The sequence below is a fragment of the Kitasatospora sp. CB02891 genome (assembly GCF_002803145.1).
GTDB classification, from domain to species: domain Bacteria; phylum Actinomycetota; class Actinomycetes; order Streptomycetales; family Streptomycetaceae; genus Kitasatospora; species Kitasatospora griseola.
Map to the genome: position 1 here is coordinate 18,221 of NZ_NNBO01000022.1, position 9,875 is coordinate 28,095.

General features: G+C 73.7%; 7 protein-coding genes. 3 read left to right on the top strand and 4 right to left on the bottom strand.

Annotation, left to right across the window (positions count from 1 at the left end; all coding sequences use genetic code 11):
• The first annotated feature begins 196 nt into the window (after positions 1 to 196).
• Positions 197 to 1,279: an alpha/beta fold hydrolase gene (locus CG736_RS33340; protein ID WP_157815828.1), complete on the top strand. Its 1,083-nt coding sequence runs from the start codon at positions 197 to 199 to the stop codon at positions 1,277 to 1,279.
• 21 nt (positions 1,280 to 1,300) lie between these two features.
• On the opposite strand, the gene CG736_RS33345 is transcribed toward CG736_RS33340, so the two are convergent.
• From CG736_RS33345 to CG736_RS33360, 4 genes are read right to left on the bottom strand one after another with little or no spacing between them, the layout of a single operon-like run.
• A complete protein-coding gene (locus CG736_RS33345) occupies positions 1,301 to 2,089 on the bottom strand; it encodes an ABC transporter ATP-binding protein (RefSeq protein WP_100589862.1) in 789 nt (262 codons plus the stop codon).
• Positions 2,086 to 3,936, bottom strand: a complete 1,851-nt coding sequence (locus CG736_RS33350) for a dipeptide/oligopeptide/nickel ABC transporter permease/ATP-binding protein (RefSeq protein ID WP_232734352.1) — start codon at positions 3,934 to 3,936, stop codon at positions 2,086 to 2,088. The genes CG736_RS33345 and CG736_RS33350 overlap by 4 nt, the downstream gene beginning before the upstream one ends.
• A 7-nt stretch (positions 3,937 to 3,943) precedes the next feature.
• The gene (locus tag CG736_RS33355; protein WP_100589863.1) at positions 3,944 to 4,918 is read right to left on the bottom strand and encodes an ABC transporter permease; all 975 of its coding nucleotides are present in this window, start codon (positions 4,916 to 4,918) and stop codon (positions 3,944 to 3,946) included.
• Positions 4,915 to 6,459 carry an ABC transporter substrate-binding protein gene (locus tag CG736_RS33360; protein WP_100589864.1) on the bottom strand — a complete coding sequence of 515 codons (1,545 nt, stop codon included), beginning with the start codon at positions 6,457 to 6,459 and terminating at the stop codon, positions 4,915 to 4,917. The genes CG736_RS33355 and CG736_RS33360 overlap by 4 nt, the downstream gene beginning before the upstream one ends.
• 476 nt (positions 6,460 to 6,935) lie before the next feature.
• Between CG736_RS33360 and CG736_RS33365 the strand changes: the two genes are divergently transcribed.
• Both CG736_RS33365 and CG736_RS33370 read left to right on the top strand, forming a co-directional pair.
• Positions 6,936 to 7,286, top strand: a complete 351-nt coding sequence (locus CG736_RS33365) for a DUF5132 domain-containing protein (protein ID WP_100589865.1) — start codon at positions 6,936 to 6,938, stop codon at positions 7,284 to 7,286.
• A 405-nt stretch (positions 7,287 to 7,691) separates the two neighbouring features.
• Complete coding sequence (locus tag CG736_RS33370; protein WP_232734353.1) at positions 7,692 to 9,773, top strand: ABC transporter ATP-binding protein; 2,082 nt, start codon at positions 7,692 to 7,694, stop codon at positions 9,771 to 9,773.
• Positions 9,774 to 9,875 lie beyond the last annotated feature (102 nt).

Below are 9,875 nucleotides of genomic sequence, written 5' to 3' on the forward strand. Positions count from 1 at the left end.
CATGCTGGCGTCCGCGGCGGCCGGGGGTGGGAGGACGGCGGGGAGTTCACCCGTCCGTGAACAGCCGGAGCCGCGGCGACCCGGGGTCGCCTGTCGTGCGCGGTGCGTCCTCGGGCGAGGCGCCGGAGTTGGGACAGGTCGGTGGCCGGACGGACACTGGCAGGGATCGTCTTTCGAACACCGTTGCGGAGGGCCGATGCGCCGGGGCGGACGGATCGCGAACTCCCTGCTCGCGCTGCTGAGCCGGGACTGGCTCGGGCTGCCCGTCGCGCTGGTGGCGGTGGCGGCGGGGATCGGGCTGGCCGGGGTAGGGGCGGCCTGGGCGGCGGCGCTCGGCGGCCTGGCTCTGGCCGTCGGCGTGCTGCTTGCCGCCGGGTCTGTCCGCCACCTGGTGCTGATGGCCCGCGCGCGGCGGGAGAATCCCCCGCCGGGGCGTTCGGTCGAGGTCGGCGGGCACCGGATGCACGTCCTTGCCGAGGGGAAGGCCGGGGGCGGACCGACAGTGGTCTGGATGCCCGGCGGACACGCTCCTGGTGAGGACTTCCGGGAACTGCACACCAGGATGTCGCACCGGAACCGATCGGTACTGGTCGACCGTTTCGGGACGGGCTGGAGCGACGTCGGGCCCTTCCCCCGGACGACGGCGGGCGAGGCGGAGGAACTGCTGGCGGCGCTGGACGGTGCGGGGGAGCGGGCGCCCTTCGTGCTCGTCGGCCACTCCTTCGGCGGGCTGCTGGTCGCCAACGCGGCGCGGCGGCGGCCGGACCTGGTGGCCGGGCTCGTGCTGCTGGACCCGACGCCCCCGGAGGTCGTCGCCTTCGCACCGTCCGGCGGTCAGGTCACGGCGATGCGCCGGGCGCTCCTGCGGGCGGCGGTGCGGCACCTGTTCGGCGCGCACCGGGGGCCCGGCGGCCGCACCGGGCAGGACTGCGCCGCGGCGTCTGCCTTCGCCGAGCTCACGCCGCGCGGCCTGGCCGAGGTGGCATGGCAGACCGTTGTGTACGACGGGGATCTCGGCGACCTGCCACTGGTGCTGGTGATCCCCCGGGATCTCACGGGCGGCGAGACCGTGCTGGCCGCCGGCCGTGACGCGGCCGAGACCGAGCGGATCAGCCGCTTCTACCTCCGGGCCAGGACCCGCTACCTGGCGGCGTCGACCGCGGCCCGGCTGGTCCACACACCGGAAGGCACCGGCCACGAATTCCCTTACGAGGTCCCCGGGTTCGTGGTGGACGTGGTCGGGGAACTGCTCCGGGAGCTGCGCGCGAACGGCCGTTGACCGTCCACGGGTCGGCGGACGTCAGTGCGCGGAGGAGCCCGGCGGGCCGGGCAGCCGGGGCGCGGCGGCGAGCAGCGCCCGGGTGTACGGGTGCCGGGGGTCGCGCAGCAGGGTCTCGGTGGGGGCGGTCTCGACGATCCGGCCGCTGCGCATCACCGCCACCACGTCGGAGACATGGCAGACGGCGGGCAGGTTGTGCCCGATGAACAGCATGGACAGGCCGAGCCGGTGCCGGAGTTCGCGGACCGTGTTGAGGACGGAGGCCTGCACCGAGACGTCGAGCGCCGACGTCATCTCGTCGGCGATCAGCAGGCCCGGCCCGACGGCCAGGGCGCGGGCGACGGCGACGCGTTGGCGCTGGCCGCCGGAGAGTTGACGCGGCAGACGGTCGGCGAAGGACGGGTCGAGTCCGACGAGTTGGAGCAGGTCGGTGACGCGTTCGGTGCGGGCGGGCCGGTCGAGCCGGTGGAAGACGGTGGCGGCCTCGGCAAGGGTCTGACGGACCGTCATTCGGGGATCGAGCGCGGTGTCGGGGTCCTGGAGGACGATCTGGACCAGGCGGGCGAGGCGGCGCCGGGAGCGGACGGTGCGGGTGTGGATCTCCCGGCCGTCGATCAGGACCCGGCCGCCGTGCACGGGGGCGAGTCCGACGACCGCCCGGGCCAGACTCGACTTGCCGGACCCGGACTCGCCGACCAGGCCGAGCGTGCTGCCGGACGGGACGGTCAGCGAGACGCCGTCCACCGCGGTGACCGGGCCGTGCGGCCCGTGGTGGCGGACGGTGAGGTCGACCAGGTGCAGGGCGGTCATGACGGTTCCTCGTTCGGTGGCGGTGGGGACCAGCAGGCGATCCGGTGGAACTCGTCGAGGTCGGCCAGTGGCGGAGCCTCCCGGGCGCAGCGGTCCTGCCGGTACGCGCAGCGGGGTGCGAACGGGCAGCCCGGGGCGGGGGCGAGCGGGTCGGGCGGTGCGCCGGGGACGGTCGGCAGGGGCCGGTCGCGGGGCGCGCCGAGGTGCGGCACCGACTCGACCAGGGCGCGGGTGTAGGGGTGCCGGGCCGCGGTGGCGAGCCGGCCGGCGGGCAGGGACTCGACGACGGTCCCCGCGTACATCACCAGCACCCGGTCGCACAACTCGCCCACCAGGGCGACGTCGTGACTGATGAACAGGACGGCGGTGGAGGTCTCCCGGCACAGCTCGGACAGCAGTTCGGTGACCTGCCGCTGCACGGTGGCGTCGAGGGCGGTGGTCGGTTCGTCGGCGATGACCAGGCCGGGGCGCACCATCAGGCCGGCGGCGATCATCACCCGTTGTCGCTGGCCGCCGGAGAGCTGGTGCGGACGGGCCCGCAGCACGGCCGGCGGGAGGGCGACCCGCGCCAGGGCGGCGGAGGCGTCCCGGAGTGCCTCGGCGCGGCTCGCGCTGCGGTGGGTCCGGACGGTCTCGGTGAGCTGGGTGGAGACCCGGAGCGACGGGTTGAGCGCGGTGGCCGGGTTCTGGAAGATCATCGCCAGGCCGGTCGCGAGGTGCCGCTCGCGCTGCTTCGGCGTCATCGCGGCGAGGTCGGCTCCGTGCAGGCGGAGGGTCCGGCGGGTCACCCGGGCCCGGTCCGGCAGCAGGTCGGCGATCGCGAGCGCGGTGAGCGACTTGCCGGAGCCGGACTCGCCGACCAGTCCGACAATCTCGCCCGGGCGCAGCGACAGGCTCACGCCGCGGACCGGCCTGATCAGGCCCGCCGGGGTGGGGAGTTCGACGCCGAGGTCCTCGACCTGGAGCACCAGGCCGTCCTCGGCGGGCCCGCTCGGGGCGAGCGGCCGTGCGGGTGGGCGGGGCGTCGGATCGCGCCGGGCGACGCCGCCGGCGAGGACTTCGCCGAGCAGCTGGAACGTCAGGGCGGCGTAGAGGACGGCCAGGCCCGGGGCGAGGGCGGGCACGGGATCGGCGTAGATGCGGTCGAGGCCCTGGTTGAGCAGCTGTCCCCAGTCGTAGCCGGGCGGTTGGATGCCCAGGCCGAGGAAGCTCAGCCCGGACAGCGCGACCAGTGCCGTGCCGGCCGCCGTGGTGGTGGTCAGCAGGAGCGGTTCGGCGATGTTCGGCAGGACGTGCCGCCACAGCAGCCGGTGCCGGCGCAGGCCGAGCACTCGGGCCGCCGCGAGATGGTCGGTGCCCGCCACGGCGGCGGCCAGCGTCTGGGCGAGCCGGGCGAAGCCGGGGACGCCCGCCACTGCCAGGGCGAGTACCGCGCCGACGGCGCCCGCACCGAACACCACCGCGAGGAAGAGCGCGACCAGCAGCGCGGGGAACGCGAGCAGCAGGTTGATCAGCGCGCCGATCGACCGACGGGCCCGGGGCCCGGCGACGGCCGTGGACGCGCCGAGCAGGATGCCCGCGCCCGCGCCGAGCAAGGTCGCCGCCAGGGCGAGCAGCAGGGAGAGCCGGGCGGCGGTGAGGATCCGGGCGAGCAGATCCCGTCCGAGGTTGTCGGTGCCCAACGGGTGCGCGCCGGACGGGCCTTGCAGCACGGCCGTGAGGTCCGGCCGGTCGGCGGACGGGCCCCAGACCAGCGGTCCGACCAGGGCGATCACGGCCAGCGACGCCAGCAGGGTGACCGCGACCCAGGCCATCGGCGAGCGCGGGTGCCTGACGGGACGGAACATCGGTGCCTCAACTCTCCCGGATCGCCGAGCGCGGATCGAGCACGGCCAGCAGCACGTCGACCAGGAGGCTGCCGAGCAGCACGGTGGTGCCCAGGACCAGCACCATCGCCTGGACCACCGGGTAGTCCTGCGCGATCACGGACTGGGCGAGCGCCGAACCGATGCCGGGCCAGGCGAACACCTTCTCGACCAGTACCGTGCCGGCGATCATGGCGGGCAGCAGGCCGCCGGCCACGGTGAGGGCGGCGGTGGCCATGTTCGGCGCCGCGTGCCGCAGGTAGCGGCGCGCGGGCGACAGCCGCTTGCTCCGGGCGGTGCGCGTCCAGTCCTCGGACAGCACCTTCAGCGCCTCGGCCCGGACGAGGCGCATCAGGACGGCGGTGGGGGCGAGGGAGAGCGCGAGGACCGGCAGGACGAAGGACGACGCGCCTGCCGCGCCGGCCACCGGGAGCAGCCGGAGGCCGACCGCCAGCAGCGCGGTGAGCCCGGCGGCCAGCACGAAGTCCGGCACGCCTGCCAGCGCGGCGGTCGTCGCGGTGAAGGCCAGTTCGGTGCGCGGACGCCAGCCGTCGCGCAGGTGGACGGCCGCCAGCAGACCGCAGGGCAGGGCGACGGCGAGCGTGACGAGAAAGGCCAGGCCGGCGATCTCCAGGGTGGCCGGCAGCCGGGTGCGGACGAGTTCGGCCACCGGCGTTCCGGTGACCAGCGAGATACCCAGGTCGCCGTGGACGAGGTCGCCGACCGCGTGCCGGTACTGCGTCAGGAAGGGCGTGTCCAGGCCGAGTTGATGCCGTCGCTCGGCGACCAGCGCGGGAGCGGCGTCGACGCCGAGGGCGGCGCGGACCGGGTCGCCGGGGACCAGGCGGATCATCGCGAACGACGCGGTGAGCACCACCCCGAGGGACAGCGCCAGCCGGGCGGCCCGGCGGGCGACGAACACCACCCACGGGCGTCCCGCCAGGTGGGGGAGCGACCCGGTCATCGGTGCAACCGGATGCTGGTGGGAACGAGTTGGCCGCCGAACGTGGTGGCGAAGGTGGTGCGGCGGCCGTACACGGTGCTCCGGTCGTCGGCGATCGGCAGCGCGTCGGCCGAGCGGAACAGTGCGGCGCCGGCCCGGTTCCAGGTGGCACAGCCGCTGGTGTCGGGTTCCTGGAGCGCCCGGGCGACCAGGGCGTCGTACGCGGGGTCGGTGACCCCCGCGAAGTTGAGCCCCTCGGCCGGGGGCGGTCCGGAGAAGAACGGGACCAGGCCGACGGGGAGTTCGTAGCCGGGGGTACTGCCGACCACGACGTCGAAGTCACCAGTTCGGTACATCGCGTTGACCAGGGCGGGCAGGCTCTCGGTGACCAGCGTGACGTCGGCGCCCAGCGCCGTCCAGGAGCGGGCCATCAGCTCGGCGACGGACGGCAGGGTCGGGCCGAGGTCCGCGCTGGTGAGCAGGCGCAGCCGCAGCGGGCGGCCGCTTCCGTCGAGCCGGCCGGAGGCTCCCTCGGCGGGGAGGTTGGCGGCGGCCAGGTCGGCGTGACAGAGGGAGCCCTGCGCGCCGAAGTCGGTCGCGGGCCTACCGGTGCCGCCGACGGCGACGTTGGCGAGCCCCTGCCGGTCCAGTGCCGCGACCAGGGTGCGGCGCAGCGCCGGGTCGGCGAGCGGTCTGCCGGGGCGCTGGTTGAAGAAGGTCAGCCCCACGACCGTCGCGACGTCCGCGCCAGCCAGGCCGTGGCCGGCGAGCCGGGCCCGGTCGGGTCCGTTCACCGCCGCGATGTCGATGCCGCCGGTGAGCAGCAGGTTCGCGGCGGTGGAGGCCTGGGGCACCACGGAGAGGACGATGCGGGCGGGTTGGCCCGGCGCCGCGGTGGTCGCTCCGCCGGGCCCCCAGGCGTAGCCGTCGCGGACGGTGAACTCGTAGGGCCCGCCGGGGTGGTAGCGGGTCAGCACGTACGGCCCGGTGCCCGCGGTGGCACGGTCCAGCGACTGGGGACGGGCGAGGCCGGCGGGGCAGACGATCGGCAGCTGCCCGAGGGTGCGGGTGAGGAACGGGAAGGGGGCGGCGGTGGTCGCCGACACGGTGCCGGTCGCGTCGTCGCCGGTCGCGGTGTACGGGACGTCGGGGAGCACGCTGCGCGCGCCGGCGAGCTGGTTGGCCGGGTCACCCGCGTAGGTCAGGGCGCGGGCCACCGCGCCGGCGGTGAGGGGGGTGCCGTCGGAGCAGCTGATTCCAGGGCGGAGGGTGAAGGTGGCGGTCGTGGTGGTGGCCTGCCAGGACGACGCCAGTCCGGAGACCAGGGCGCCGTCGGGAGAGACGTTGACCAGCGAGTCGTAGGCATAGCGGGCCGAGGCGGCACCGAAAGCCGTGTACGGGTTGAAGCTCGGGGTCTCGCTGGAAACCGCGATCCGGACGGTGCCGCCGTTCACCGCCGGGGTGCTCGTCGAGGAGCGGGCGGGGCCGCCGCAGCCGGCCAGCAGGACGGTGGCAGCGGCCAGGGCGGCTGCCGGGGGGAGCGGCAGGAGGCGGCGGAGCATGGCGTCATGGTGCCAGGGGGACGCGTCAACTCGGCTGCACGGCAAGCCTGTTCGAAAGGGTGGAACCGCCTCCCAGCTGGCCTGGAAGCAAGGGCTCGGCCACCCGAGGTTCACCCGTTCAGGGGAGGGCTGTATCTGGTTGGCGCCCTCACCCCTGCCATGCTGCGGCACTGGCGGCGGTGCTCCGCCGGGCGGCGAGTGGCGCGCAGACTCAGCCATTGCTAGGTAATCGGAAAATCAGATTGAAACTCGCAGGGGTGAAATCCACCGGCGTGATTTGGCCTCGCTGCGCACGGCGTGGCTAAGGTGAAACCGGTGCGGACGGTGCCCTCGTCGCCCGAGCTCCAGGATTCGGCTCGGTCGATGGCTGGAGAATTCCTGCCACGGGTGCGCTCGTCCGCTCAACTGCGTGCTGACCCAGTGTTCGCAGTGCCCGGGATTCCTGCCATACGTATGCGTGGAGAGGATGGAGCACCATGCCACCCGTAGTACCGCCCTTCCTGATCGGCCTCATCGTCGCGCCGCTGGCCAAGCGCCTCCTCAAGCCGGTCTTTCGCGGCGTCGTCAAGGCGTCCGTCGGCGTCGTCATGGAAGTGAAGAAGGCGGCCCAGGAGGCCGGGGAGAACATTCACGACCTGGCGGCCGAGGTGGCCGCCGAAGTGGTGGCCGCGCAGGTCGTCAGCGGTGACGTCGTGGCCCGCTCGGACAGCGGCCCGGTCGAGCAGGCCGAAGAGGAGGCCAAGAAGGCCGAGGCCGCCGACCATCACGAGGGCGAGACGAAGTCGCACCGGAGTCGGGCGCACGTCGGCGCCGGAAAGACGCACTGACGGTCCGATCGGCAGCCCGGGCCGCCCTGCGGACGCCGTCCGATTTCCTCGGAAGGCGATCCGCGCGGTGGTCGGCCGCCGGTGACACCGCGCCTCTCTCATCAGAATTCCACTCTGCCGCAGTGTTTCGTCGTTCTGGTGACAGCATCTGCAGCCTCTGCTAATCAGGTGATCGTACAAATGCCATCTCTGCTGGGTGCCGCAGCAGCCGGATATCGCTCCGCGGATTTCGAGGTGCGGCCGCGCTCGGTCATTTCCGGCCGTCAGCGCTGGGACGTCAAAGCTGTTCTCGGACGACCCCGGACAGCCGAAGTCCTCGCTGCAGCCCTGCGCCGAGTTCCCGGGATCACCGAAGCGCAGGCCAACCCCGTCACCGGCGGGGTGCTCGTCCGCCACGACGCCCGGGTGAGCGCCAAGGAGGTCGCCGGGATCGTCCGCCGGGCCGTGGCCCTGGTGCTGGCCCGCCCGGCCACGACCGCCCGGCCCGTGCCCGCGCCGCGGCCCGCCGACCGGCCGGCGCCGCGAGTGGACCGCGGCCTGGTGGTGCGGCCGGTGCTCGCCGTCGGCGGCGGTGTGGCGGCAGGCATCGCGCTGATCCGCGGCTCGGCGCTCAGCCGCCAACTGGTCGCGCTCGGCGGCGTGGTGGTGGCGACCGCGGCAGTCGCCCGGAAGGCCTGGCACCGCGCGGTCGACACCACCAGGGAGCTGTCCGGCGGCGGGGCCGCCCGCCATCCGCTCCTGGAGATCGTCGGACCGCACCGCAGGCGCCTCTACCGCGCAGCCGCCCTGTCGGTCGCCTGCCAGGTCTCGGAAATGGCGCTCGCCACCTTCCTCGGCTGGACCGCGCTGGTGCTGATCAAGGGCGAGGCCGCGCCGCTGGCCACCATCGGACTGACCACCGCCACCGCCCAACTCTGGGGCCTGGCAGGCCTGGTGGCGGTTTCCTGCGCCGCCGTGGCGACCCTCTCCTACACCTCGAACCTGATGTGGCGCCGGCTCGGCCAGGACATCGAACATGACTGGCGCAGCCGGACGTACGCGCATGTACAGCACCTCGAACTGCGGCACCTGGAGGGCGAGCGGACCACCCGGGTCGCCGGCGCGCTCACCGATGACACCCGGCAGCTGGGTGCGTTCTTCGCCACCTCCGCCAACGACCTGCTGCAGATGGGCACCAGCCTGGCCCTCCTGGTGCCGGCGTTCCTGCTGCTGGCGCCGCAGATCGCCTGGATCGCCTTCCTGCCCATTCCGGTCATCGCCTGGCTGTCCTTCCACTACCAGGACAAGGTCGCGGCCGACTACGCCGCCTCCGCCGAGGACCGGGCCAGACTGCACAGCCAGCTGGTGAACTCGCTGGAGGCCGGCGCCACCGTCAAGAGCTTCTGCACCGAGGACTACGAGGTCGAGCGGGTCGACGAGTTGAGCGAGGAGGTACAGCGCAGCAGTGGCCAGACCGACCGGAGCACGATCCGGCACGCCGAGATCGTCCGGGTCTGCACCACCACCTCGATGGCCGGAACCCTGCTGATCGGCGGCCGCTCGGTGCTCAACGGCAGCCTCCGGTTCGAGGTGTTCAGCCCGCTGATCGGGCTGCCCCAGATGGTGATGATGCGGATGGGCCGCCTCGGCGGCATCGTCGACCAGTACCAGCGCACCTTGGTCTCCTACGACCGGGTCCGGCGGCTCCGGGCCCTGCCCGTCGAGACCGACGGCGACAGCGGGCCGATCGACGTCGGGGCCGTCAAGGGCGAGATCGTCCTCGACGAGGTGACCTTCGCCTACCCGGGTCGGCCGCCGGCGCTCGAAGACCTCTCGCTGACCATCCCCGCCGGGCGGACCACTGCCATCGTCGGAGCCACCGGCTCCGGCAAGACGACGATCGCCAAGCTACTGATGCGCTTCCAGGACGCCGAGTCCGGCAGCGTGCTGCTCGACGGGCACGACGTCACGGGCCTGCGCCGCCGGGACCTGCGGGACGCGATCGGCTTCGTCGCCCAGGACCCGTTCCTGTTCGACGGCAGCATCGCCGACAACATCCGCTACGGCAGCTTCGACGCCCCGGACGAGGCCGTGATCGAGGCTGCTGCCATGGCCGAGGCGCACGCTTTCGTCTCGGCGCTGCCCGACGGCTACGACACCCTGATCGGCGAACGCGGCACCGCGCTGTCCGGCGGCCAGCGCCAGCGGATCGCGCTGGCCCGGGCGATCCTCAAGGACTCCCCAGTGGTGATCCTGGACGAGGCCACCTCCGCCGTGGACAACGAGACCGAGGCCGCCATCCAGCGCGCCCTGCGCGGCTTCGCGGCAGACCGGACGATGATCGTCATCGCCCACCGGCTCTCCACCGTCCGCCACGCCGACCGAATCTTCGTCATGGACAAGGGCGGCATCGTCGCCGAACAGGGAACCCACGACGAACTCGTTGCCCGGCACGGCCTCTACGCATCCCTCTGGCAGCTCCAGGCCGGCGAACTCACCGCCTGCTGACCGCCGTTCGTCCCACCCCCATTCCCGTCCCTGCTCGCCGACCGCGTGACGCCAACCGCGGATCGGCAGCCGGGGCGTGCCCTGCGACGACGCCCTGACCAC